At 59.1% G+C, this 23,001-nt stretch carries 25 protein-coding genes; 13 read left to right on the forward strand and 12 right to left on the reverse strand.

The features are described 5' to 3' along the window. Positions 1-56: 56 nt before the first annotated feature. Complete coding sequence (locus tag QMM04_RS00865; RefSeq protein ID WP_021506062.1) at positions 57-539, forward strand: antitoxin Xre/MbcA/ParS toxin-binding domain-containing protein; 483 nt, start codon at positions 57-59, stop codon at positions 537-539. Then, the gene (locus tag QMM04_RS00870; RefSeq protein ID WP_031279110.1) at positions 539-1,045 is read left to right on the forward strand and encodes an RES family NAD+ phosphorylase; all 507 of its coding nucleotides are present in this window, start codon (positions 539-541) and stop codon (positions 1,043-1,045) included. The genes QMM04_RS00865 and QMM04_RS00870 overlap by 1 nt, the downstream gene beginning before the upstream one ends. Positions 1,046-1,050: 5 nt before the next feature. Here QMM04_RS00870 and QMM04_RS00875 read toward each other — a convergent pair whose 3' ends face one another. Beyond that, the gene (locus QMM04_RS00875) at positions 1,051-1,290 is read right to left on the reverse strand and encodes a hypothetical protein (protein ID WP_031279112.1); all 240 of its coding nucleotides are present in this window, start codon (positions 1,288-1,290) and stop codon (positions 1,051-1,053) included. A 251-nt stretch (positions 1,291-1,541) separates the two neighbouring features. Here QMM04_RS00875 and hpxO point away from each other — a divergent pair, with 251 nt between their 5' ends. After that, on the forward strand, positions 1,542-2,699 hold the full coding sequence (gene hpxO / locus QMM04_RS00880) for an FAD-dependent urate hydroxylase HpxO (RefSeq protein WP_058774691.1): 1,158 nt from the start codon (positions 1,542-1,544) through the stop codon (positions 2,697-2,699). Between the two features lie 51 nt (positions 2,700-2,750). Here the strand turns inward: hpxO and dcp are convergent, their stop codons facing one another. Together dcp and guaD are read right to left on the reverse strand one after the other, a co-directional pair. Further along, on the reverse strand, positions 2,751-4,802 hold the full coding sequence (dcp, locus tag QMM04_RS00885) for a peptidyl-dipeptidase Dcp (RefSeq protein ID WP_058774692.1): 2,052 nt from the start codon (positions 4,800-4,802) through the stop codon (positions 2,751-2,753). Between the two features lie 50 nt (positions 4,803-4,852). Continuing rightward, a complete protein-coding gene (gene guaD, locus QMM04_RS00890) occupies positions 4,853-6,211 on the reverse strand; it encodes a guanine deaminase (protein ID WP_282995471.1) in 1,359 nt (452 codons plus the stop codon). A gap of 373 nt (positions 6,212-6,584) precedes the next feature. Here guaD and ydfG point away from each other — a divergent pair, with 373 nt between their 5' ends. Further along, positions 6,585-7,331 (forward strand): bifunctional NADP-dependent 3-hydroxy acid dehydrogenase/3-hydroxypropionate dehydrogenase YdfG, encoded by a 747-nt coding sequence (ydfG, locus tag QMM04_RS00895; RefSeq protein WP_282995472.1) that lies wholly within the window; start codon positions 6,585-6,587, stop codon positions 7,329-7,331. A gap of 45 nt (positions 7,332-7,376) precedes the next feature. On the opposite strand, the gene QMM04_RS00900 is transcribed toward ydfG, so the two are convergent. Then, entirely contained in the window at positions 7,377-7,703 is a 327-nt protein-coding gene (locus tag QMM04_RS00900; protein ID WP_031279118.1) for a YnfA family protein, read from the reverse strand. Positions 7,704-7,836: 133 nt separating this feature from the next. Here QMM04_RS00900 and QMM04_RS00905 point away from each other — a divergent pair, with 133 nt between their 5' ends. Next, positions 7,837-8,172, forward strand: a complete 336-nt coding sequence (locus QMM04_RS00905) for a DUF1283 family protein (RefSeq protein ID WP_010618460.1) — start codon at positions 7,837-7,839, stop codon at positions 8,170-8,172. A gap of 52 nt (positions 8,173-8,224) precedes the next feature. After that, positions 8,225-8,521, forward strand: a complete 297-nt coding sequence (locus tag QMM04_RS00910; RefSeq protein ID WP_058769782.1) for a DUF1161 domain-containing protein — start codon at positions 8,225-8,227, stop codon at positions 8,519-8,521. A 31-nt stretch (positions 8,522-8,552) separates the two neighbouring features. On the opposite strand, the gene QMM04_RS00915 is transcribed toward QMM04_RS00910, so the two are convergent. Both QMM04_RS00915 and QMM04_RS00920 read right to left on the reverse strand, forming a co-directional pair. Then, positions 8,553-10,013 carry an MDR family MFS transporter gene (locus QMM04_RS00915; protein ID WP_058769781.1) on the reverse strand — a complete coding sequence of 487 codons (1,461 nt, stop codon included), beginning with the start codon at positions 10,011-10,013 and terminating at the stop codon, positions 8,553-8,555. A gap of 119 nt (positions 10,014-10,132) precedes the next feature. Further along, positions 10,133-10,378 carry a hypothetical protein gene (locus QMM04_RS00920; RefSeq protein ID WP_282995473.1) on the reverse strand — a complete coding sequence of 82 codons (246 nt, stop codon included), beginning with the start codon at positions 10,376-10,378 and terminating at the stop codon, positions 10,133-10,135. A 17-nt stretch (positions 10,379-10,395) separates the two neighbouring features. Between QMM04_RS00920 and QMM04_RS00925 the strand changes: the two genes are divergently transcribed. The 4 genes from QMM04_RS00925 (at position 10,396) to osmV (ending at position 13,848) form a co-directional block, all read left to right on the forward strand. Next, on the forward strand, positions 10,396-11,112 hold the full coding sequence (locus tag QMM04_RS00925) for an ABC transporter permease (protein WP_282995474.1): 717 nt from the start codon (positions 10,396-10,398) through the stop codon (positions 11,110-11,112). A gap of 61 nt (positions 11,113-11,173) precedes the next feature. Next, positions 11,174-12,055, forward strand: coding sequence for a glycine betaine ABC transporter substrate-binding protein (locus tag QMM04_RS00930; protein WP_309787468.1), 882 nt, complete (start codon positions 11,174-11,176; stop codon positions 12,053-12,055). 9 nt (positions 12,056-12,064) lie between these two features. Beyond that, positions 12,065-12,712 carry an osmoprotectant ABC transporter permease OsmW gene (gene osmW, locus QMM04_RS00935; RefSeq protein ID WP_021506073.1) on the forward strand — a complete coding sequence of 216 codons (648 nt, stop codon included), beginning with the start codon at positions 12,065-12,067 and terminating at the stop codon, positions 12,710-12,712. Continuing rightward, complete coding sequence (osmV, locus tag QMM04_RS00940) at positions 12,712-13,848, forward strand: osmoprotectant ABC transporter ATP-binding protein OsmV (protein WP_021506074.1); 1,137 nt, start codon at positions 12,712-12,714, stop codon at positions 13,846-13,848. The genes osmW and osmV overlap by 1 nt, the downstream gene beginning before the upstream one ends. Positions 13,849-13,899: 51 nt before the next feature. Here osmV and QMM04_RS00945 read toward each other — a convergent pair whose 3' ends face one another. The 4 genes from QMM04_RS00945 to QMM04_RS00960 form a co-directional block, all read right to left on the reverse strand. Further along, the gene (locus QMM04_RS00945) at positions 13,900-15,276 is read right to left on the reverse strand and encodes a nucleobase:cation symporter-2 family protein (protein ID WP_058758529.1); all 1,377 of its coding nucleotides are present in this window, start codon (positions 15,274-15,276) and stop codon (positions 13,900-13,902) included. 179 nt (positions 15,277-15,455) lie between these two features. Next, positions 15,456-16,157 (reverse strand): dethiobiotin synthase, encoded by a 702-nt coding sequence (gene bioD, locus QMM04_RS00950; protein ID WP_021506076.1) that lies wholly within the window; start codon positions 16,155-16,157, stop codon positions 15,456-15,458. Between the two features lie 105 nt (positions 16,158-16,262). Then, positions 16,263-17,480 (reverse strand): ROK family transcriptional regulator, encoded by a 1,218-nt coding sequence (locus tag QMM04_RS00955; protein ID WP_058758528.1) that lies wholly within the window; start codon positions 17,478-17,480, stop codon positions 16,263-16,265. A gap of 135 nt (positions 17,481-17,615) precedes the next feature. Continuing rightward, on the reverse strand, positions 17,616-18,512 hold the full coding sequence (locus QMM04_RS00960; RefSeq protein ID WP_058769777.1) for a LysR family transcriptional regulator: 897 nt from the start codon (positions 18,510-18,512) through the stop codon (positions 17,616-17,618). A gap of 94 nt (positions 18,513-18,606) precedes the next feature. On the opposite strand from QMM04_RS00960, the gene QMM04_RS00965 reads away from it, so the two are divergent. The 3 genes from QMM04_RS00965 (at position 18,607) to QMM04_RS00975 (ending at position 21,793) form a co-directional block, all read left to right on the forward strand. After that, on the forward strand, positions 18,607-19,863 hold the full coding sequence (locus QMM04_RS00965) for an MFS transporter (RefSeq protein ID WP_282995475.1): 1,257 nt from the start codon (positions 18,607-18,609) through the stop codon (positions 19,861-19,863). 168 nt (positions 19,864-20,031) lie between these two features. After that, a complete protein-coding gene (locus QMM04_RS00970; RefSeq protein WP_021506080.1) occupies positions 20,032-20,283 on the forward strand; it encodes a hypothetical protein in 252 nt (83 codons plus the stop codon). 325 nt (positions 20,284-20,608) lie between these two features. After that, on the forward strand, positions 20,609-21,793 hold the full coding sequence (locus QMM04_RS00975; RefSeq protein WP_031279126.1) for a sugar transporter: 1,185 nt from the start codon (positions 20,609-20,611) through the stop codon (positions 21,791-21,793). A 52-nt stretch (positions 21,794-21,845) separates the two neighbouring features. Here the strand turns inward: QMM04_RS00975 and rhaM are convergent, their stop codons facing one another. Beyond that, the gene (gene rhaM, locus QMM04_RS00980) at positions 21,846-22,160 is read right to left on the reverse strand and encodes an L-rhamnose mutarotase (protein ID WP_141495452.1); all 315 of its coding nucleotides are present in this window, start codon (positions 22,158-22,160) and stop codon (positions 21,846-21,848) included. Further along, entirely contained in the window at positions 22,150-22,992 is an 843-nt protein-coding gene (gene rhaD / locus QMM04_RS00985; RefSeq protein ID WP_088515799.1) for a rhamnulose-1-phosphate aldolase, read from the reverse strand. The genes rhaM and rhaD overlap by 11 nt, the downstream gene beginning before the upstream one ends. Positions 22,993-23,001: the final 9 nt, after the last annotated feature.

Consider the following 23,001-nt stretch of genomic DNA (forward strand, 5'->3'; position numbering starts at 1 on the left):
AATGCTGTACACTTGATGCATAAAAATGTTCACATGAACATTATCAGGAGGTTGTGATGTCCACCGCATCGGCTTTTAATCCCACCAGCGGATCGCGCATCTTTGATCCGTCGCTGATTCAGCACGCCCGCCCCTCTTTTATGGATCAGATGGGGCTGCCGCGTAACCGGCTTAAGGCGCATAAGTTGATCACCGACGGCATGGATGTCGGCATTGTCGAACGCGCCGCCACGATTCTGAAAGCGACGCCGATCGACATCGCGCAAATGGTCTCGATTGACCGTAACACCTACCGGCGCCGCGAGAAGTCCGGATCGCAGCTCTCGGTCGAACAGGGCGCACGCATCTATCAGGTGTTTGAAGTGCTGGATGCGGTGATCCAGCTGTTCGCTGGCGATCCGGAAGTGGCGATGCACTGGATGTATCAGCCTGCGCTGGCGCTCGACAACGCGCAGCCGATTAACATGCTCAGTACGCCCGCCGGCTGCGATGCGGTACTGACGCTGATTGGCCGCCTTGAGCACGGAGTGATTGTCTGATGACACGACGGAAGGATCCGGCTGCACCCGTCAGGGTGTTCTATCGAATTGTCAAAGCGGAGTACGCCAGCCAGGCGTTTAACGGTGCTGGCGCAGAAAAATGGGGTGGCCGCTGGAATCCGCCCGGAATGAAAGCGGTTTACCTCAGCAGCTCAAAAGCGCTGGCGACGCTGGAACTGGTGGTGCACGCCGGGAAAACGCTGCTGGAGCAAAGCCGCTTTGTGGTGTTTACCGTGGCGGTACCGGAGTCCGACATCATCGCCCTCGACAGCAGTAAACTGCCGGCCGGCTGGGAAAAATATCAGCAGCAGGAGGAGACGCAGGCCATCGGCGCGGCGTTTCTCGATCCGCACAACGGCTTTCCCCTGCTGATGACGGTGCCCAGCATCCTCACCGGCGAAGATAATGCGCTGTTTAACCCCGATCACCCGGGCGCGGCCGCGCTGATTGCCACAGCGACCTCCGCTCCCTTCGCCATCGATCGCCGCATCAAAGACGATCCGTAAACGCTCTAGCGGCACTGGCTGGCACAGTTTTGTACGCAAATCTGCGCCAGCGAGCCACAGCCGCCGCCGTTGTCATTCTTGCACTGTGATTGCTGCACGTAACAGTTCTGCTGACAGGAAGAGACATCACACTTCGCTGCTACCGGCGTGAGCTGCGGCAAATCCCCTTTTCTCTCCGGCTGCCACGGCGTTTGGGCCGCTGCGCTCAGGCTGCCCAGCAGCCATAACATCATTATCCATTTCATCATTCAGTCCTCGCAGGATGGATGTAGAGAGTATGAACGCTGGCCGGATGATTGCCAGCGTGAAACCTTTGGTTCACCTTCCGCCTGATGATGCCCTGTTAAGGTGCAGCATCTGCGCCCATTGCCGAAGCAGCGTCTGACCCAACCGGAATATAAATCATTATTTTCAATACTTTAACTCGCCATCACCCTGACCCCGCAAGATGGTACAAAAGTTGCATGGCTTAGGGTGCACAGTAAAGGAGACGGTAATGAAAGCGATTGTGATTGGAGCGGGTATCGGCGGCATGAGCGCGGCGCTGGCGCTGGAAAAAGCGGGTTTCAGCACCGCAGTGTATGAAGCGGTGAAAGAGATGAAACCGGTCGGCGCGGCTATCTCTATCTGGCCTAACGGCGTGAAGTGCCTCAATGCGCTGGGTCTCAAGGCACAGCTGCGCGCGCTCGGCGGCAATATGGCGTTTATGGCTTACAACGATGGCCACAGCGGCAGCACCCTGACCCGCTTCAGTTTGTCACCGCTGGTGCAGCAGGTCGGCGAGTATCCTTATCCGGTCGCACGCGCAGAGTTACAGGCGCTGCTGATCGACAGCTACGGCCGCGAACGCATCCGCTTTGGCAAACGCGTTGTGCGGGTGGAGCAGCATGCCAGCGGCGTGACCGCCTGGTTTGATGACGGCAGCCAGGCTGAAGGGGATTTTATGGTGGCCGCCGACGGCACCCACTCGGTGATTCGCCATCACGTGCTGGGCGAACACGTCGAGCGCCGCTACGCAGGCTACGTTAACTGGAATGGCCTGGTCACCATCGATGAGAGCATCGCGCCCGCCGATCAGTGGACCACGTTTGTCGGCGAGGGCAAGCGCGTCTCGCTGATGCCGGTGAGCGGTAACCGCTTCTACTTTTTCTTTGATGTCCCGCTGCCGAAAGGGCTGGCGCAGGATCGCGCAACGGTGAAAGACGATCTGCGCGGCTATTTTGCCGGCTGGGCCGAACCGGTCCAGCGGCTGATCGCCAGCATTGACGCACAAACCACCAATCGCGTGGAGATTCATGATATCGAACCCTTCAGCCGCTTTGTCAGAGGACGTGTGGCGCTGCTGGGGGATGCGGCACACAGCACCACGCCGGATATCGGTCAGGGCGGCTGTGCGGCCATGGAAGATGCGGTGGTACTGGCGCAAACCCTGACCGCCCACTCGCTGGGCATTGAGGACGGGCTGCTGCGCTATGAAGCGCGGCGCGTGGCGCGCACCCGTGATTTGGTGCTGAAAGCGCGCAAGCGTTGTGATGTCACCCACGCCAAAGATGCGGCGGTCACCGCGGAATGGTATGCCGGACTGAAAGAGGAAACCGGCGAGCGCGTGCTGGCCGGCATGTGTGACACCATTGAAGGCGGTCCGCTGGGATAAGCGTGCAGGCCAGCCAGCTGCACCGCTGGCTGGCCCTTCGGTTACGGCGCGTTATGCCTCGTCGAGGCCGCGGTGTTTCAGCATCGGCCCGATGTCCGGCGCTTTACCGCGCCAGGCCAGCCAAAGATGCTGCAGATCGCTGCTGTTACCGCGCGACAGAATCTGCTCACGGAAGCGCTGACCATTTTCGCGTGTCAGACCGCCCCGCTCGACAAACGCCTGATAACCATCGTCGGCCAGCATCTGCGTCCAGATATAGGCGTAATACCCGGCCGCATAGCCGCCACCCCAGATATGACGGAAGTAGCTGGAGCGATAGCGCGGCGGCACGGCACTCAGGGCAATATTCTCCGCCGCCAGCGCCTGCTGCTCAAAATGGCTGACATCCTGCGGATTATCGTGCGGTGACAGCGAGTGCCACTGCAAATCAAGCAGTGCCGCCGCCAGCAGTTCGGTCATGTCATAGCCTTTGTTGAATTTCGCGGCGCGCACCATTTTGTCGCGCAGCGCGGCGGGCATCGCTTCACCGGTCTGATAATGGCGCGCATAGTGGGCAAACACCTGATCCTGACTGGCCCAGTGTTCGTTGATTTGCGACGGAAACTCGACAAAATCACGCGGCGTGGCGGTGCCGGACAGGCTGGCATAGCGCTGGGTGGCGAACAGGCCGTGCAGCGTGTGGCCAAACTCATGGAACAGCGTGATCACCTCATCCCAGCTGAGCAGTGCCGGCTGACCGGGCTGCGGCTTGCTGTAATTGCAGACGTTGTAAATCACCGGCCGGCTTTCCAGCAGCGTCGACTGGTCGACGAAATTGCCCATCCATGCGCCACCGCTCTTGTTATCCCGCGTGAAGAAATCGGTGTAGAACAGCGCTAACGGTGCACCGTCGGCATCGAAAATCTCATAAACGTTGACGTCCGGATGGTAGACCGGCAGATCGTGGCGCTGTTCAAAGCGAATGCCATACAGCTGGCTGGCACACCAGAACACGCCCTTTTCCAGTACAGTGTTGATCTCAAAATAGGGGCGGATTTGCCCTTCGTCCAGCGCGTATTGCGCGGTGCGTACCTGTTCCGCGTAGTAATTCCAGTCCCAGGCGCGCAGCGGGAAGCTGTGGTTTTGGTCGGCGATCAGCTGCTGAATATCCGCCGCTTCACGCCCGGCGCGCGCCGTCGCGGCGGGCACGATGTTGCGCATAAAGGACTGGGCAGCTTCCGGCGTTTTCGCCATCTGATCCTGCAGACTCCATGCTGCAAAGCTGTCAAAGCCCAGCAGACTGGCCTGCTGCGCACGCAGTTGCGCCATGCGCGACACGATGGCGCGCGTGTCGTTGTCGTCACCCTGCTCGCTGCGCGTCAGCGCCTGCTGAAACAGCGCTTCGCGCGTGGCGCGCACCGTCAGCGACTGCAGTACCGGCTGCTGGGTGGTATTTTGCAGAGGGATTAGCCATGCGTCGTGCAGCCCGCGCGCCTCAGCGGCGTCCTTCGCCTGTGCCAGCGCCGCCGGCGACAGGCCGTCCAGCGCCGCCGCGCTGCTGACGGTATAAGCGGCGGCGTTAGTTGCCGCCAGCAGCCGGTTACCGAAACGCGTTCCCAGACTGGCCAGCTCCTGATTACAGGCGCGCAGTTGCGCTTTATCGCGCTCACTCAGACTGGCGCCGGCCAGCTGAAAGCGCTGCCAGGTGACTTCCACCAGACGCATCGCTTCGGCATCCGGGCACTGCGAACCGCGCTGCTGATACACGCTGTCGAGCCGCGCAAACAGCGCCGGGTTAAGGTAGATTTCGTCATTGAGCGCCGTCAGCTGCGGGGTGATCAGCTCGTCAACCTGCTGGAGCCGCTCGCTGGTATTGGCTGAGGTCATCGCGGCAAAAACGGGGTACACCCGGTTTAGCAGGCTACCGCTGCGCTCCAGCGCTTCATAGGTATTGGCAAAGGTTGCCGGCTCGGGGTTGCTGGCGATGGCCGCCACTTCCTGGCGCTTTTCGGCAATTCCGGCTTCCAGCGCCGGCAGGAAATGCGCTTCGTCGATCAGATCAAACGGCGGTGTCTGGTACGGCAACGGGCTGACGTTAAAAAACGGATTGGCACGTGAAGTCATTATCGCTCCTGATAATCAGCAACGCCGCAGCCACCTGCGGCGGGATGCTTTTATCCTGGCAGTTTCGTCGCCTGGCAACAACCTTGCGCGTGCGTATGGCTTTCCCGCTGCCACACGCACTTACCGTTGACCCAGGTTTGCGCGATGTTACGGTCATCACCGAGCGTCATCAGGACAAACAAACGCTGATGGATATCGTCGCTGTTGGCCATGCGCAGCTGCTGCAGCGGAGAGACGGCAGGATCGATCACCACAAAATCCGCCTCTTTACCGGGGTTGAAGTTGCCGATTTTGTCATCGAGATCCAGCGCATGGGCGCCGCCCAGCGTGGCGTGGTAAATCGCTTCTGCGGCGCTGAGTTTGTACTGTTGCAGCTGCCCCACCTTATAGGCTTCACCCAGCGTCTGCAGCATATTGAAGGTGGTGCCGGCGCCGACATCGGTGCCCATGCCCATGCGCACGCGCTGCTGCCAGCGGCGTTTAAGATTAAACAGCCCGCTGCCAAGGAACAGGTTGGAGGTCGGACAGAAGGCCATCGCCGAGTCGGTGTCGTGCAGGCACTGCCATTCGCGATCCTCCAGATGCAGGCAGTGGGCAAATACGCTGCGTTTGCCGGTGAGCTGATGCTGGTGATACACGTCAAGATAGCCGTCATGGGCGGGAAACAGCGTTTTTACCCAGGCGATCTCCTGCTGATTTTCGCTGAGATGGGTATGCAGCCAGGTGTCGGGAAACTCGTTTTTCAGCTGCTGCACTTTTTCCAGCAGCTGCGGCGATGAGGTCGGCGCAAAGCGCGGCGTCAGCGCATAACCGAGACGCCCGCGCTGGTGCCAGCGCTGAATCAGCTCACGCGTCTGCTGATAACTTTGCGCCGGCGTTTCGGTCAGTTCCGGCGGTGCGTGGCGATCCATCATTACCTTGCCGGCAATCAGCCGCATCTCCAGCTGTTCGGCGGCGCTGAACAGCGCGTCTACCGATTGCGGATGCACCGTACCAAACACCAGCGCAGTCGTGGTGCCGTTGGCCAGCAGCTGTTGCAGGAAAAACGCTGACATGCGCGCCGCGTGCGCCGCACAGTGGTACTGCCTCTCGACCGGAAAAGTGTACTGATTGAGCCACTCCAGCAGCTGTTCACCGAACGCGCCAATCATTTCGGTCTGCGGATAGTGAATATGGGTATCCACAAACCCCGGCAGGATCAGCTTGCCGCGCAGATCGATCACCTGCGTTGATTCCAGGTGTTGATGTGCCGGCTGCCAGCGCTCCAGACTCACCACTTTGCCGTCGCGCAGCGTCAGCAGACCGTCTTCGAGGTAGCGTGCCTGGTCGGCGAGGCCATCGGGCTGGTCGGCCAGCGCGGGAAAATCAAAAAAACTGGCGCGCAGGCGGGTTACAACAGAGTCAGACATGACGCTTCCTTCAGGGTGTAATGCAGGTTTCAGAGAGATATAGCAAAGATATTGCAAACCGCATGCCAGGCAAGCCCATCCAACAATCACTTTAAATTCAGATAAATACACAATTTCAGCGCGATTATCGTCGCAAAAATTGCAGGCAATCGTATGCGTAACCGATTGCCTGTTCGCGGTATTGCGCTTGCGCATTGCGCTGGCGTTATACGCCGGGAAAAGGTGCCTGATCGGGCACGCTCATGGTGCATGGCCGCACCGAAAACGTGCAGGAAAGATTCTGCAACACGCCGCTCACGCTTTTCATGAGCGCCGCTGCGGGGTTAATGCTAAGGTGTGGCAGAGAACCTGAAATCGTATAAGGAACAGTGAGATGATTATTTTTGTTACCGGTGCGACCGCCGGTTTTGGTCAAAGTATCACCCGCCGCTTCATTGCTACAGGTCACAAAGTGATCGCCAGCGGACGCCGTGCTGAGCGTTTGCAGGAATTAAAACAGGAACTGGGCGACAACCTGTATACCGTGCAGCTGGATGTGCGTAACCGCGCGGCTATCGAAGAAGTCATCGCTGCCCTGCCCGCCGAATGGCGTGATATCGATGTGCTGGTGAACAATGCCGGGCTGGCGCTGGGCGTCGAACCGGCGCATAAAGCCAGCGTTGAAGACTGGGAAAATATGATCGACACCAACAACAAAGGGCTGGTGTATATGACGCGCGCCGTGCTGCCTGCCATGGTAGAGCGCAACGTCGGTCACATCGTCAACATTGGCTCGATTGCCGGCAGCTGGCCGTACGCCGGCGGCAACGTGTACGGGGCAACCAAGGCGTTTGTGCGCCAGTTCAGCCTCAACCTGCGCACCGACCTGCACGGCACCGCGCTGCGCGTCACCGATATCGAGCCTGGCCTGGTGGGCGGCACCGAGTTTTCGAACGTGCGCTTCAAAGGTGACGATGGCCGCGCGGATGCGGTGTATGAAGGCACCACCGCGCTGACGGCGGAAGACGTGACGGAAGCGGTCTATTGGGTGACCACGCTGCCGAAGCACGTCAACATCAACACGCTGGAAATCATGCCGGTGACGCAAACCACCGCCGGACTGAAAGTGTTTAAAGGATAAGCAAGCTGCGCGTGGCGGCCCGTCGGGTCGCCCTGCGCGGCCGGTTCAGGCCTTGCCCCAGCCGATAACGATAATCAGCATGCCGCTGAACGCCACCAGCGCACCGACCCAATCCCACGCACTCAGTTTGACGCCATCGACCAGCCGCAGCCAGATCAGCGCCGTTAACACATACACGCCGCCATAAGCCGCATACACCCGGCCGCTGGCTGCCGGATGCAGGGTCAGCAGCCAGACAAACAGCGCCAGGCTGGCTGCGGCCGGTAACAATAGCCAGGCGCTCATGCCGCGCTTCAGCCACAGCCACGGCAGAAAACAGCCGGTGATCTCGGCAATAGCAGTGATAAAAAACAGCAGCGCGGTTTTCACCAGCATACAAAGTCTCTCTGATCGTTAAACAAACCGCTCACCGCTGGTGAGCAAAGAAGCAGCGATGATATACTGACAGACAGTGTTGTGACAGCCGCCCTGCGCGCTGTGCTGGAGTTAACGAAAGGAAATGACGATGAAAAAACTGTTTTCCGCCCTGCTGGCTACCACGCTGACCGCCAGCGTATTGCTGACTGCGCCGCTGGCTGTCGCTAAGACGGATCGCCTGATTATTGAAGATGGCAACAACGCGGCCAGCAACGAGGCGGCGCGTCAGAGCAAAGAGCAGTGGAACGATACGCGCAACCTGCGTAACAAGGTAAATACCCGCGTGGAGAAAGAGTTCGATAAGGCAGACCGGGCCTTTGATACCCGCGACGCCTGCGAAAAAAGCTACAACGTTAATGCGTACTGGGAACCGAACACCCTGCGCTGCCTCGATCGCCGCACCGGCCGTCCGCTGGCGCCGTAACGCGCGACAGCTGCTATAGTTTTCACGGGAATGACGCAACAAGGAGTGAGTGATGAAAAAACGTAATGCAGTTGTGTTGCTAATGGCGCTGGCGTTACCGCTGGCGGTGCAGGCGTCCTGCGAAAGCGTGCGCGCCGATATCAGCAAAAAGATCATCAACAATGGCGTGGCGGAATCGGATTTTACGCTGGATATCGTGCCGAACGATCAGGTTGATCAGGCAGGCGGTCAGGTCGTTGGCCACTGTGAAAACGACACGCAGAAAATCGTTTACAAGAAAAACGGTCGCGATGCGGATAGCAGCGTGCCGGACAGCGCGGGCAGCTCGCAGGATGCTCCCGCACAGTAATCTCTTCGGGCGGCTGGTCGGCCGCCCTGCTTTATTCCGCTTCCGGCCGCTGACGCGGCATCAGCCACGCAATCCACAACGTCAGCAGCGCAATCAGCAATGCCACCACAAATACCCAGTGCAGCGAACTGGCAATCTGCCCGGTCCAGAAGTGTAATTGTTCCTGCGGCAGCGCCTGACGGCTCTCCGGTGCCATAATTTTCTGCATAGGATCGCTGGCCTGCGGCAGCCGCAGCGACAGGTTGAGATTGAGCACCGCGCCCATTATCGCCGTGCCGATGGCTGAACCCAGCATGCGGCTGAACATGATCGAGGCGGTGCAGATGCCGCGAATTTCATAGTGCGCATGATTTTGTACCGACACCAGAAAGGTGGTGCTGGTCATGCCCATCCCGGTGCCAATAACAAACGCCGTCAGCCCGGCCTGCATAATGCTGCTGTCGGCGCGCAGCAGCAGTAACAGCGCGCTACCTGCAATCAGTAAAAACGCGCCGAGCTGCGCGGTAAAGCGATACGAGGTGATCAGCATCAGGCGACCGCTCAGGGTGCTGGCCAGTGGCCAGCCAATCGACATCATCGCCAGCGCGCTGCCCGCCTGCAGCGGCGTGCCGCCAGTAATGCCCTGAATCCACGTCGGCAGAAACGCGCTGATGCCCATCATGGTGGCCCCGATAATCAGGTTTCCGGCATTGCCGGCCACAATCAGGCGGCTGCGCCACAGCGCCAGCGGAAACAGCGGCGCATCGGCGCGCTGCTCGTGATGTTTCAGCCGCCAGCCGGCCAGCAGCGCCAGCGCCAGAAACGGCACCAGCCAGAACCCCAGCGCTTCCGCCTGTAGCAGCGCCACCAGCAGTGCGGTGACGCTGATCATCAACCAGCAGCTGCCGGTCAGATTCAGCGTTGCGCCCTGATGCTGTTCGCGCGCCGGCAGAAAACGCGCCAGCAGCAGCATGGAGAGCAGACCAATCGGCACGTTTACCCAGAAAATCACCGACCAGTTAAAGTGCTGAACCAGCCAGGCACCGCTCAGCGGACCGATGACGGCCGCGACGCCCCAGACGCTGGAGAGCCAGCCCTGCACGCTGGCGCGCTCGCGCGGCGAGTAAATGTCCGCCACGATGGTGGTGGTCAGCGGCATAATCGCCCCGGCACCGAGGCCCTGAAAGGCACGAAACACAATCAGCCACGTCATACTATGGGCAAAACCGCACAGCACCGAGCCCAGCAAAAACAGCGTTACGCCGATGAAAAATAATCGTTTGCGGCCCCAGATGTCCGCCAGTCTGCCATACAACGGGACGCTTACCGCCTGCGTCAGCAGATAAATAGAAAATACCCAGCCAAACTGCGCGAAACCGCCAAGATCGGCAATGATGGTTGGCATGGCCGTGGCCACAATGGTGACCTCAATGGCAGCCATAAACATCGCCAGCATGCAGGCAATCAGAATCCAGTGGCGATGTTCCGTTTGTAATTGTGCGCTTTCAGTCATACGTCTCCCTTTTTCTTACAAGGCTAGTCGAAATTTCGCCGACTCAGTTTCCTCTGCGTGCGCCTGTTTGTGACAATGTCACCTATCTTGATGAAAATTTTTTATTGTCGAACGACACCTTATTTCATGCGGGTTTCGCTTAGTTTTACCGCTTTTGTATCTACCTGATTTTGCCGTGAAAACTGGCAATAATCATCAAGCGTTGCTATAGGGCTAAAGGCATTTTCTGGTTTTTCACTGTGAAAAAGCCGGGAAGCAGTCATTTTAACTGCAATTTGACAGCGTGCTGGATTTTCGTCTGTGTATTGCACCGCATAACGCCGGTACGCTGAAAATAACGTCATAAAATCAATCGATTTTTTCAATCAGGGAGACGCACGCTATGTACAACGCATCGCTCGCCCGACGTGCCGGGCTGGCACTGCTCGCCATCGTGGTGGTGATAGCCCTGCTGGTGTGGGGATTAGGGCTGGATACGCTGCGCGACCGCAAGGTGGATTTACTCTACCTTGGGCAGCAACACCTGTACTTAGTGTTCTGGTCGATGTTATGCGCTTTACTGGTTGGCATCCCGAGCGGGATTTTGCTCAGCCGTCCCTTCGCCCGTCGCTGGGCTGAATATGTGATGCAAATCTTCAACGTCGGTAACACGCTGCCACCGCTGGCTGTGCTGGCGCTGGCGATGGTGATTGTCGGCATTGGCGATCGCCCGGCGCTGATCGCCTTGTTCCTCGCCTCGCTGCTGCCGATTGTGCGCAACACCTATGCCGGTCTGAGCGCGGTGCCGCCGTCGCTGATTGAAGCCGCCAACGGTATCGGCATGACCAAACTGCAGCGGCTGCGCCGGGTTGAACTGCCGAATGCGCTGCCGGTGATCCTCGCCGGGGTGCGCATCGCGACCGCGATTAACGTCGGCACCGCGCCGCTGGCCTTCCTAATTGGTGCCAGCAGCTACGGCGAGCTGATTTTCCCCGGTATTTATCTCAACGATTTCCCGACGCTGATCCTCGGCGCAGTGGCCACCGCCCTGTTTGCCCTGATCCTCGACATGCTGCTGGCAGCATTGGGACGCGTCCTCAGCCCGCACTCTGCGGCTTAACCCGGAGCATGTAATCATGGCCACTGCTAATCTGCTGGCGCGCTGGGTCAAACGCACCGCGCTGGCCCTGACCGCCACCTTAACCCTCAGTCACGGCGCGCTCGCCGCCACGCCCATCGTAATGGCGACCAAAAGCTTTACCGAGCAGCATATCCTGTCTGCGATGACGGTGATGTGGCTGCAAAAGAAAGGTTTTCAGGTCATCCCGAAAACCAACATCGCCACCACCATCGGGCGTAACGCGATGATCAACAAGCAGATTGATATGACGTGGGAATATACCGGCACCTCGCTGATTATTTTTAACCATATCAACAAGCCGATGTCGTCTGAAGAGGCGTACAAAACCGTTAAACAGCTGGACGCGAAGCTGGGACTGGTGTGGCTCAATCCTGCCCCGATGAACAACACCTACGCGTTTGCCATGCAGCGCCAGCGCGCTGAGGCGGAAGGCATCAGCACCATGTCACAGCTGGTGGCGAAGCTGGAACAGGTGCGCAAAACCGACCCGGATCACAACTGGAAACTCGGTCTCGATCTGGAATTTGCCGGCCGTTCGGATGGCCTGAAACCGCTGCAGAAAGCCTACAACATGCCGCTGGATCGCCCGCAGATTCGCCAGATGGACCCCGGTCTGGTCTACAACGCAGTACGTGACGGCTTTGTCGATGCCGGATTGATCTACACCACCGACGGCCGGGTTAAGGGTTTTGAACTCAAGGTACTGGAAGATGATAAGCACTTCTTCCCAAGTTACAACGTCACGCCGGTGGTGCGTCAGGATGTGCTGGAAAGCCATCCCGGCCTTGAGGCTGCGCTTAATCAGCTGTCACCGCTGATCACCGATGAGGCGATCACCGAGATGAACAAGCGCGTCGATATCGATCACCTGTCGCCGCAGCAGGTGGCGCGTGATTTCCTCAAATCCAAAAACATGCTGTAAGGAGGCGCAATGGATACCCTGCATTACATCATGGATAACTGGAACACCCTGCTGGCGCTGACCTGGCAGCATACCTGGCTGGTGTTGGTGGCAGTAGGTTTTGCCATCCTCGTCGGTGTGCCGCTGGGCATTCTGATTGTCCGCTTCAAATGGCTGGCAACACCGGTGCTGGGCATCGCCACCATCGTGCTGACCATCCCGACCATTGCGCTGTTTGGTCTGATGATTCCGCTGTTTTCACTGATCGGTCAGGGTATTGGCGCCCTGCCGGCGATTACCGCGGTGTTCCTCTATTCACTGCTGCCGATTGTGCGTAATACCCATACCGCGCTGGAAAATCTGCCGCCCGGGCTGCGCGAAGCCGGTCGCGGTATCGGCATGACCTTCTGGCAGCGCCTGCGCTGGGTGGAAATTCCGATGGCGCTGCCGGTGATTTTTGGCGGCATCCGCACCGCGGTGGTGATGAACGTGGGCGTGATGGCGATTGCGGCGGTGATCGGTGCCGGCGGCCTGGGCCTGCAACTGCTGGACGGCATCAGCGGCAGCGACGTGCGCATGCTGATTGCTGGCGCACTGATGATCTGTTTACTGGCGATTATTCTTGACTGGCTGCTGCACCGTCTGCAGTCGGCGCTGACTCCTAAGGGGATTCGATAATGATAAAACTGGAAAACCTGACGAAAACCTTTACGCAAAAAAACGGCACCACATTCAATGCCGTCGATAACGTCAGCCTGGAAGTGCCTGCCGGGGAGATGTGTGTGCTGCTGGGCCCGTCCGGCTGCGGCAAAACCACCACGCTGAAGATGATTAACCGTCTGATCCCCGCCAGCAGCGGGCGGATTTTAATTAATGGCGAAGACACCAGCGGCCAGGATACCGTCACGCTGCGCCGTAACATCGGCTATGTGATTCAGCAGATTGGTCTGTTCCCGAACATGACCATTGAAGAGAACATTACCGTGGTGCCGCGCATGCTGGGCTGGGACAAAAAACGCTGCCGGGAACGGGCGACGGAGCTGATGAGCATGGTGGCGCTTGACCCGACGAAGTTTCTGCATCGCTACCCGCGTGAGATGTCGGGCGGCCAGCAGCAGCGCATCGGCGTGATCCGCGCGCTGGCGGCGGATCCACCGGTACTGCTGATGGATGAACCGTTCGGTGCCGTCGACCCGATCAACCGCGAGGTGATTCAGAACGAGTTCCTCGATATGCAGCGCCAGCTGAAGAAAACCGTGATGCTGGTGAGCCACGACATTGACGAGGCGCTGAAGCTCGGTGACCGCATCGCGGTGTTTGGCCAGGGCAAAATCGTGCAGTGCGCCAGCCCGGACGAACTGCTGGCGCAGCCGGCCAACGAATTTGTCGGCTCGTTCGTCGGTCAGGACCGTACGCTGAAACGTCTGCTGCTGGTGCAGGCCGGCGACGTCACCGATCAGCAGCCGACCATCACCGTGCAGCGCAGTACCCCGCTGCAGGAGGCGTTCGCAACCATGGACGACAACGACATGCGTTCGGTCACGGTAGTCGACGAAGATGGCAAACCGCTGGGCTTTGTCAAACGTCGTGAAGCGCGCGGCGCCACCGGCCGCTGCGAGGAGATGCTGCACACCTTTAAGGTCACCGGCAAAGCGGAGGAGAACCTGCGCGTGGTGCTGTCGAAGCTGTATGAACACAACACGGTATGGATGCCGATTGTCGATGAGGAAGGTCGCTACAGCGGCGAAATTTCGCAGGATTACATCGCGGATTACCTCAGCTCCGGCCGCACGCGCCGTCGTCTTAACCCGTAACCCCGACCGAACCGCGCCACGGAGGGCGCGATTCTCCAGGTAAACTGTGCGTCAGTTGCTCTCTTCGACCGCGCCGACCGCCGCAACCGTTTTAGCTTCATTCGGCAGCACCACGTTCAGCAGCATAGCGAGAATTCCACCGGTGGTGACTGCATGACCAAACAGGTTGCTGACCAGCGGCGGGAACTGTTTCAGCACGTCCGGAACCGCTTCCACCCCGAGGCCGATGCCAAACGACACCGCCACAATCAGCATCTCACGCCGCCCCAGTGGGGCCTGCGTCATCACGCGAATACCGGCGGCGACCACGCTGCCAAACATCACCAGCGTTGCCCCGCCCAGCACCGGCGGCGGAATCTGCTGTAGCAGGTTGCCGACCAGCGGGAAGATGCCCAGCAGCACCAGCATCAGGCCAATCACCATCCCCACGTAGCGACTGGCGACGCCGGTCATCTGAATCACCCCGTTGTTCTGCGCAAAGGTGGTATTGGGAAATGCCGAGAACAATGCCGCCAGCAGACAGCTGAGGCCATCGGCCAGAATCCCGCCCTGCAGCCGGCGCTGAAACCCGTCGCCTTCCAGCGGCTGGCGTGAAATCAGACAGTTGGCGGTCAGATCGCCCACCGCCTCAATCACGCAGATCACCGAGACCAGCGCAATCGGCACAAACAGCGTCCAGCTAAAATCAAAGCCAAAATGCAGTAGCGAAGGCAGCACCAGCCAGTGCGTCTCCGCCATCGGCTTCAGCGGCAGATGACCGCTCAGCGCCGCCGCGATGCAGCCCGCACCAATGCCGGCGACCACCGCCACCAGCCGCGCCCAGCGCGAGTGGGAACGGTTAAGCACGATAATCACCAGCAGGGTCAGCGCCCCCAACGCCAGATTACCCGGCGCACCAAAATCGCGGGCGTTATGCCCGCCCGCCCAGTCGGTAATACTGACTTTTATCAGGCTGATACCAATCAGGGTGATCACCGTACCGGTCACCACCGGGGTCAGTACTTTACGCAGTGGTGTGATGCAGCGGCTAATCAGCATCGGGATCAGCGCCGCCACCAGGTTGCAGCCAAAAATCATGGCGAGGATCGCCTGCGGTGAACCGCCCTGCGCTTTCACCGTCATCCCCGCCGAGAGAATGACGCCGAGAAAGGCGAAGCTGGTGCCCTGCAGACAGATCATGCCTGCGCCAATGCCGCAGAAACGGCGCGCCTGCAGAAAGGTACCGAGTCCGGAAACCAGCAGCGACATGCTAATGAGATACGGAATCCAGGCCTGTAACCCCAGCACGGAACCGATAATCAGCGGCGGCGTGATGATACCGACCACGCTGGCCAGCACGTGCTGCAGGGCGGCAAAGAACGCCGGTGCAGGACCGATGCGGGCATCCAGCCCGTACAACAAACCTTTCTCTTCTTCTGGGTGCGACATAGCAGGGCTCCGGCAAACGATTTATCAGTTTGCCTGATGCATGAAACGCGCCAGGGCGACAGCGGACAGGGAAAATTCAGGACAGATGATTGAATATAAAAAGGTTTACGGCATAAAAAAAAGCAGCCGCCCCTGAAACTCCGGATTCAGCTGCGTGCGATATGCCGCATTTTGTTTCATCAGGCGGCGGGCTTTGCACTCTCGCTGTGCAGCGCATCACCTCCGAGTAACGTAATATCCAGATAACCACTCAAATCACGCTGTTCGGCGCGCGGCAGATAAGGCAATTCGCCCAACAGCGGCGCGTTCAGCTTATCGCGCAGAACATCAATGATTTCAGCATAGTGCGCCAGACCTGGATTAATACGATTGGCGACCCAGCCCGCCAGCGTCAGACCATCGGCGGCAATCGCTTCGGCGGTCAGTAAAGCGTGGCTAATGCAACCCTCTTTAATGCCCACCACCAGCACCACCGGCAGTTGCGCCTGCTGCACCCACTGCGACAAGGGCCGTAAGTCGTTCATCAGGCTGCGCCAGCCGCCCGTGCCTTCCACCACCACACGTGCAGCGCGATCCTGTAAGCCAGCCAGCCCGCGATTGAGTAACGGATAATCGATGCGCTGCGCCGGGCTGGTGCTGATTTCATCCTCTTCCAGCGTCACAGGATTGACGTCGCTGTAGTTCAGCGTGAGGCCGGATGCCTGCTGCAGCAGTACGGCATCTTTATTACGAAGCCCTTCCGGCGTGTGCTGCGCGCTTTTGGCAACCGGCTTGTAGCCAGCGGCACACAGATTCGCTTTGGCAAAGCACTGTAACAGTGCGCGGGAAACCACGGTCTTACCCACCGCGGTGTCGGTACCGGTGACAAAAATCGTTTTCACCTTTCTCCTCCTTCATTAAAGCGATGTGTAACCTGCAAAGGAGGCAGTTTAAGGATTTGTCCCAGGCGAGAGCTTGCGTTAGCGCAAACTTAAGGCGGGCTGGCGTTAGCCCTGCAACAGTTTTATCAGTAAATGGCCGCTATAGAGCGCGTCTTTGATCAGCGCCGCGCCGCCCAGCGTGCCGGGATCGTTGAAGGCCGCAGGGGTTAGCTGGATAGCGTGACTGTACGCCGGCAGGGCCTGCTGGCGAATGGTGCTGCTGACCGCCGGGAACAGCACGTCCGCCGCCTGGTTAAGCGGTGAACCGATAAGAATTTGTTGAGGATTAAAGATGTTGACCATCATCGCCAGCATGCGCCCGATATGATGACCGACGCCAGCAATAACGTCCCGCGCCAGCCGGTCGCCCTGCTGCGCAGCGGCACACAGCGAGGCCAGCGTCAGCGGCTGCTGGTGCAGCTGGCTGTCCGGCTGCGACGATAAACGCTGTGCCGCCAGCTGCAGCAGGCTGCCGGTGCTGGCCACCGTTTCCAGACAGCCATGGTTGCCGCAGTAACACTGCTGGCCGTAAGGATCGATCTGCGTATGACCAATCTCCACCAGCGCGCGTCCGCTTTTGTGCAACAGCTGGCCACCGCTGATCACCCCGGCGCCCACCGTTTCGTCAATAACAATCTGAATCACGTCCTGCGCACCCCGTGAGGCACCAAACAGCGCCTCTGCCAGCGTCCATGCGGAGATATCGTGCTGGACGAATACCGGCAGCCCGGTGCGCTGCGCCAGGGTTTCGCCCAGCGGCATATCCTGTACCTCATAGCCCGGCATACGGTGCACCACGCCGGAGGCGGCGTTGATCAGTCCCGGCAGGGTAATGGCGATAGCGGTCAGACGCTCAAGTTTTTGCTGATGGCGAATGAAAAAGGCGTTGACCAGCTCCTGCAGCGTCTGCAGTAGCGGCGTGTCGGCGCTGGCAGGCAGCGGCAGGCGATCTTCCTGTAGCGCGCGGCTGCTGAGATCGCGCAGCGTCAGGGTAATGAACCCCGGCTGGAGGCGAACAGCCAGATAGTGCCAGGCCAGGGTATCGAGGATCAGCCCTATCGCCGGCCGTCCGCGACTGCCCGGCTCCTGAAACTCGGTCTCCTGCACCAGATGCGCATCCAGCATTTCGCGCACAATTTTGGTGATGCTGGCCGGGGCCAGCTGGGCACGTTTCGACAGCTCAATCCGCGAAATCGGACCGTAATGGTCAATCAGACGATACACTGCACCGGCATTGGTCTGTTTTATTTGGTCAATATGGCCAGGCTGACTGTCCAGATTCACGCCCTGCTCCCGGATATTTTCGCGCTTCTAAATAAACAGCAGCTATGGTGATGCAGATTGGCGCGCAGCGTCAAATATTTGATTAGAAATGTGATTTATCGCACACAAAGAACGCGGTTTTCTGTACCCGTGGGTTCAATCCTCGGCATGGTGCAGCAGCAGCGCCATCATATTGCTCATCTGCGCACTCGGCTGGCGCAGCGCTGACCACACCAGCCACACCTCAGAAATGGCATCGCTTTCCTGTAGCGGAATCCAGGCGACTTCCGCCAGTCGCGCGCGGGCAAACGAGGCGGGTAAAATCGACACGCCAAGGCCGGTTGCCACCAGGCCGAGTATCGTCATGGCTTCACCCACTTCCTGGGTAATGTAAGGTTTGATTTGGTAGCGATGCAGCAGCGCCAGAATTTCACCGTACAGGGCCGTGCCGCCCTGCGCATCAAAGAAAACAAAAGGTTCGCTGGCTAACGCCCGGATGCTAATTGACGTGGCCTGTGCCAGCGGATGCGCGTGGTGCACCACCGCGCACAGCGGTTCACGCAGCAACAGGCGGTGCTGAAGATCCTCCGGCAGCGGCGTATTGCGCATGACGCCCAGATCGAGTCGCCCCTCGTGCAGCGGCGCCAGCTGCTGCCGCGTGTTGTACTCCTGCATCTGAATATGCACGTCCGGCCAGCGCTGCCGATAGTGATACAGCGCATCCGACACCAGTCCGGTAAACGGCGCCGAGGAGGTAAAGCCAATACGCAACTCTCCCTGCTGACCGTGATGAATGCGCGCCGCGCGCCCGGCCGCCTGTTCCACCTGCAATAAAACCGCGCGCGCATCCTGTAAAAACGACTGGCCAGCCGGCGTGAGCTGTACGCTGCGATTAGTGCGGGTGAACAGCTGCGCATCCAGCGCCTGTTCCAGTTGCAGAATCTGCTGACTGAGCGGCGGCTGAGAAATGTGCAGCCGCTGCGCGGCGCGGCCAAAGTGCAGCTCTTCCGCAACGGCAATAAAGTAGCGCAGATGGCGCAGCTCAATCATCATATCTTAAACGTCTCATTTGAGATTATTAATATATTGTACAACCTATTTAGCCTTTCCTACAGTATTCAGACATTTGCTGAATTGAGGATGTACTGTGAGTCGCTCTTCCCAGGCTGTGACGCTTGATGAGGACAGCTTGTCCACGAAGCCTGTTACCGCCGATACCGCTACTGAATGGATTGAACGTGGATCGCCGCAGTTTATGCGCGTGACGCTGGCGCTGTTCTCTGCCGGTCTTGCCACTTTCGCCCTGCTCTATTGCGTACAACCGATTCTGCCGGTGCTGTCACAGCAGTTTGGCGTGACGCCTGCCGAAAGCAGTATTTCGCTGTCGCTCTCCACCGGGCTGATGGCGCTGGGCCTGCTGTTCACCGGCCCGCTGTCAGATGCGATTGGGCGTAAATCGGTGATGGTGACCGCGCTGATGCTGGCGGCGATTTGTACGCTGATCTCCGCCACCATGAGCAGCTGGCAGGGGATTCTGCTGATGCGCGCGCTGACCGGTCTGTCGCTCAGTGGCGTCGCGGCGGTGGGCATGACTTACCTGAGCGAAGAGATGCATCCGCGGGTCATCGCCTTCTCCATGGGGCTGTACATCAGCGGTAACTCGATTGGCGGCATGAGCGGTCGTTTACTCTCCGGTGTGCTGACCGACTTTTTCTCGTGGCGTATTGCCATTGGCGTCATTGGCTGCTGCGCGCTGGCTGGCGCGCTGATGTTCTGGAAAATTCTGCCCGCGTCGCGCCATTTTCGCCCTGCCTCGCTGCGGCCACGCAGTCTGCTGATCAACTTCCGCCTGCACTGGCGCGACAAAGGATTGCCGCTGCTGTTTGCCGAAGGCTTTCTGCTGATGGGCGCGTTTGTCACGCTGTTTAACTACATCGGCTACCGTTTACTGAGCGCGCCTTGGTCACTGAGCCAGGCGGTGGTCGGGCTGCTGTCTGTGGTGTATCTCACCGGTTCGTGGAGTTCGCCGAAAGCTGGCGCGATGACCAGCCGCTTTGGTCGCGGTCCGGTGATGACGGGCGCCACGGCGATCATGCTGGCCGGTCTGCTGCTGACCGCCTATAATTCGCTGTGGCTGATTCTGCCGGGCATGATGCTGTTCACTGCCGGCTTCTTTGCCGCCCATTCGGTGGCCAGCGGCTGGATTGGACCGCGCGCGCGCAGGGCGAAAGGCCAGGCATCATCACTTTATCTGTTCAGCTACTATGTGGGCTCCAGCGTGGCCGGCACCCTCGGCGGCGTATTCTGGCACCGCTACGGCTGGCCGGGCGTGACCCTGTTTATCAGCGCCCTGCTGGTGCTGGCACTGCTGGTTGGCCTGCGTTTACAGGGCCGCAAACTGTAATACCCTTCATCGTTAGCGCGGGACCTCAGCGTCCCGCCTGCTCCGCTGGATTCGAATTATCAGGCATTCGCGCCGTACCACTTAAAACAAAATAGCAATTCATCGCTATAATTCGTTCTATTCCAATAATACATAGACTTATTTTTTACACAGCAATGAGGTAGTCAGATGGAGCTTTACTATTATGTCGATAAGCATGCCGGTTATAACGACAATCATGTGGTGCATGCGAAGGGCTGTCCGTTCCTGCCATCCGACGGCGGTCGTCGTTTTCTGGGAACTTTTTACACGCCCGGGGCTGCAATCCAGCAGGCGCGTAAATTTTACGCCACTGCGTTGGGCTGCGAACACTGCTGCCCGGTGGGCGTAAAAAAAAATCCGACCCACAACTTTAGCGTGGCACTAAAGCATATGGCGTGACTCTGATAATCCTGGTCTGAACCGCACCCGCCCGCACGGTACTCGCCCTCAGCACGGCTAAGCGATTTTTCTATTACAGAAACAGCTGACTTAGCCTGTGCTGGTACGGCAGACTCGCGGGCCGGCAGCACGCAGCCGCAACAACTCCCCATAACCGCAGGCTATTTACCACGCTCAGCGCGATAAGAAATATTCAGCGATAAAACCCGGGTTAACGGTTTTCATCGGCTGACTAATGCTCCACAATAGCGGAAATTTGTGATCGAGGTCACTTTACCGGGTGCGTTCCTGCCCCCTCACTCGTCGTTTAGCCGATTTGAATTCAATGCAATCAACAACCGTTTCCCGTAAAACAGCCTGGCTGCGCGTAGTGCTGCTGGCTATCGCTGCTTTTGTCTTCAATACCACCGAATTTGTGCCGGTTGGCCTGCTGTCGGACATCGCCAGCAGCTTTGCAATGAAAACCGCTGATGTCGGTATCATGCTCACCATCTATGCCTGGGTCGTGGCGCTGTTATCGCTGCCGTTAATGCTGCTGACGCGCAACGTCGAGCGCCGCCTGCTGCTGGCCATCCTGTTTATTCTGTTTGTCGCCAGCCACCTGTTATCGGCCGTGGCGTGGGATTTCACGTCGCTGGTGCTGTCGCGCATTGGCATTGCGCTGGCGCACGCGGTGTTCTGGTCGATCACCGCCTCGCTGGCGATTCGCGTTGCGCCAGCCGGCAAGAAAACCCAGGCGTTGAGTATGCTGGCCACGGGCACGGCGCTGGCGATGGTGCTGGGCGTGCCGATTGGTCGTATTGTGGGTCAGTATCTGGGCTGGCGTACCACCTTTGGTATGATCGGCCTGTCAGCACTGGTACTGCTGATTATGCTGGTGCGGATACTGCCGCGCCTGCCGAGTGAGCACACCGGTTCACTCAGCAGCGTGCCGATGCTGTTTCGCCGCCCGGCGCTGGTGGCGATGTACATTCTGGTCACCGTCGTGGTGACCGCGCACTACACCGCTTACAGCTATATCGAGCCGTTTATGCAGGTAGTGGCCAGCGCCGATGAGAACTTCACCACCCTGTTACTTCTGCTGTTCGGCTCAGCCGGCATTCTGGGCAGCATTCTGTTCAGCACGCTGGGCAATAAATTCCCGTCCGCGCTGCTGATCGCCGCCATTGCGCTGATTACCCTGTGTATGGGTCTGCTGGTGTTTGCTGCGGTACGCCCGGCAGCGATTACCGTGCTGTGTATTATCTGGGGAATGGCAATGATGATGATCGGCCTGGCGATGCAGGTGCGCGTGCTATCGCTGGCACCGGACGCCACCGACGTCGCCATGTCGCTGTTTTCCGGTATTTATAACATCGGTATTGGCGCAGGCGCGCTACTCGGTAACCAGGTCAGTCTGCATCTGCAGATGGCAGACGTGGGCAACGTGGGCGCAATCATTGGCCTGGCGGGACTGTTCTGGTGCATCGCCATTTTCCGCCGTTATCCGCAACTGCGCTCCAACGGCTAGTGCGTTTCACAGGCAGCGGCGCCCCTGGCGGCACCGCTGCTGACATGGCCGGCTAAGGCAGGAAAAACATCGGCTGCAGTGTTTTGCTCACCGGGCTGTTGTCGGGATTTGATGGCATCAGATCACGCATCGACGCCCACCAGCGCTGACACACCTCAGTTTGCGCCACGGCCTGCCAGCGCGCTTCGGATTCAACCTCGACGCTGGCAAACAGCAGGTTGCGTTCAGCATCCAGCCAGATCGCGTAGTTGTGCGCGCCATGCGCTTTCAGCGTCCGTTCCAGCTCCGGCCAGATTGGCGTGTGACGGCGCTGATACTCTGCATGGCAGTGCGCATAGACTTGCATGACGAACGCTTTACGCAACATCACTGCGCTCCGCCTGCAGCGCCGCCGGCCACGGCTTCACGTTAAAGCGCTCGCCCAGCGCAATCAGCTGTTCAGTGGTGATGCTCTGACGAATGCCGCCCATCGACAGCGCCATGACCACCACCTGCGATGACTTCTCAGCGGTATCAATCAGACCAAAGGTTTCGTCGAGCGTCGGTCCGGCGCCAAAGATTCCGTGGAAAGGCCACATCACCAGGCTATGGCTGGCCATCGCTTCTGCCGTCGCCTGACCAATGCCATCGGTACCCGGTACCATCCAGGGCAAAATGCCGACGCCGTCGGGGAACACCACCAGGCACTCGGTGCTGCCCTCCCACAGCAGGCGGGTAAAGCGCGCCGCATCCAGATCCACCACATAGCTGAGCGCCATGAAGTGGGTGGCGTGACAGTGCATAATCACCCGGTCCGCGCCGTGGCTCAGTGCCTTGCGTACGCTGTGTGACTGAAAGTGCGCCGCCAGCTCGGACGTTGGCAGCCCTCCGTTGCTGAGCCCCCAGTGAATTTTGTACGACAGCCCTTTGTCATCCACCTGCAGCAGCACCAGACTGTCTGCCGGATCGAGCTGCACGTTGCGAAAGAACTTACCGGAGCCGGTCACCAGGAACCAGTCGTTGGCCAGCGCGGGCGCCGGCTTGCTCAGCTCAATACAGCGCGGTGCCGGATAAAAATCGCTGGCATACGCGCTGACCTCTTCCGGCAACAGACGCAGACTGACGTTGCCGCCGTTACGTTCATCCCAGCCTTTCAGCCACATGTCACTGGTGGCTTTAACCATGTCGCGCACAAACCACGCGGAGAGAATTGTTTGCATGAATCGATT

Origin of the sequence: Pantoea sp. Pa-EAmG, assembly GCF_030024295.1 — a bacterium.
GTDB classification, from domain to species: Bacteria; Pseudomonadota; Gammaproteobacteria; order Enterobacterales; family Enterobacteriaceae; genus Pantoea; species Pantoea dispersa.

Excerpts from the sequence above, each read along its gene's own strand:
- QMM04_RS00905 (WP_010618460.1), top strand. The coding sequence starts at position 7,837 with ATGAAAAAACTGTTTTCCGCCCTGCTGGCTACCACGCTGACCGCCAGC.
- QMM04_RS00870 (WP_031279110.1), top strand. The coding sequence starts at position 539 with ATGACACGACGGAAGGATCCGGCTGCACCCGTCAGGGTGTTCTATCGA.
- osmW (WP_021506073.1), top strand. The coding sequence starts at position 12,065 with ATGGATACCCTGCATTACATCATGGATAACTGGAACACCCTGCTGGCG.
- QMM04_RS00945 (WP_058758529.1), bottom strand. The coding sequence starts at position 15,276 with ATGTCGCACCCAGAAGAAGAGAAAGGTTTGTTGTACGGGCTGGATGCC.
- rhaM (WP_141495452.1), bottom strand. The coding sequence starts at position 22,160 with ATGTTGCGTAAAGCGTTCGTCATGCAAGTCTATGCGCACTGCCATGCA.
- osmV (WP_021506074.1), top strand. The coding sequence starts at position 12,712 with ATGATAAAACTGGAAAACCTGACGAAAACCTTTACGCAAAAAAACGGC.
- rhaD (WP_088515799.1), bottom strand. The coding sequence starts at position 22,992 with ATGCAAACAATTCTCTCCGCGTGGTTTGTGCGCGACATGGTTAAAGCC.
- QMM04_RS00910 (WP_058769782.1), top strand. The coding sequence starts at position 8,225 with ATGAAAAAACGTAATGCAGTTGTGTTGCTAATGGCGCTGGCGTTACCG.
- guaD (WP_282995471.1), bottom strand. The coding sequence starts at position 6,211 with ATGTCTGACTCTGTTGTAACCCGCCTGCGCGCCAGTTTTTTTGATTTT.
- QMM04_RS00960 (WP_058769777.1), bottom strand. The coding sequence starts at position 18,512 with ATGATGATTGAGCTGCGCCATCTGCGCTACTTTATTGCCGTTGCGGAA.
- ydfG (WP_282995472.1), top strand. The coding sequence starts at position 6,585 with ATGATTATTTTTGTTACCGGTGCGACCGCCGGTTTTGGTCAAAGTATC.
- QMM04_RS00875 (WP_031279112.1), bottom strand. The coding sequence starts at position 1,290 with ATGAAATGGATAATGATGTTATGGCTGCTGGGCAGCCTGAGCGCAGCG.
- QMM04_RS00865 (WP_021506062.1), top strand. The coding sequence starts at position 57 with ATGTCCACCGCATCGGCTTTTAATCCCACCAGCGGATCGCGCATCTTT.
- dcp (WP_058774692.1), bottom strand. The coding sequence starts at position 4,802 with ATGACTTCACGTGCCAATCCGTTTTTTAACGTCAGCCCGTTGCCGTAC.
- hpxO (WP_058774691.1), top strand. The coding sequence starts at position 1,542 with ATGAAAGCGATTGTGATTGGAGCGGGTATCGGCGGCATGAGCGCGGCG.
- QMM04_RS00970 (WP_021506080.1), top strand. The coding sequence starts at position 20,032 with ATGGAGCTTTACTATTATGTCGATAAGCATGCCGGTTATAACGACAAT.
- QMM04_RS00915 (WP_058769781.1), bottom strand. The coding sequence starts at position 10,013 with ATGACTGAAAGCGCACAATTACAAACGGAACATCGCCACTGGATTCTG.
- QMM04_RS00925 (WP_282995474.1), top strand. The coding sequence starts at position 10,396 with ATGTACAACGCATCGCTCGCCCGACGTGCCGGGCTGGCACTGCTCGCC.
- QMM04_RS00975 (WP_031279126.1), top strand. The coding sequence starts at position 20,609 with ATGCAATCAACAACCGTTTCCCGTAAAACAGCCTGGCTGCGCGTAGTG.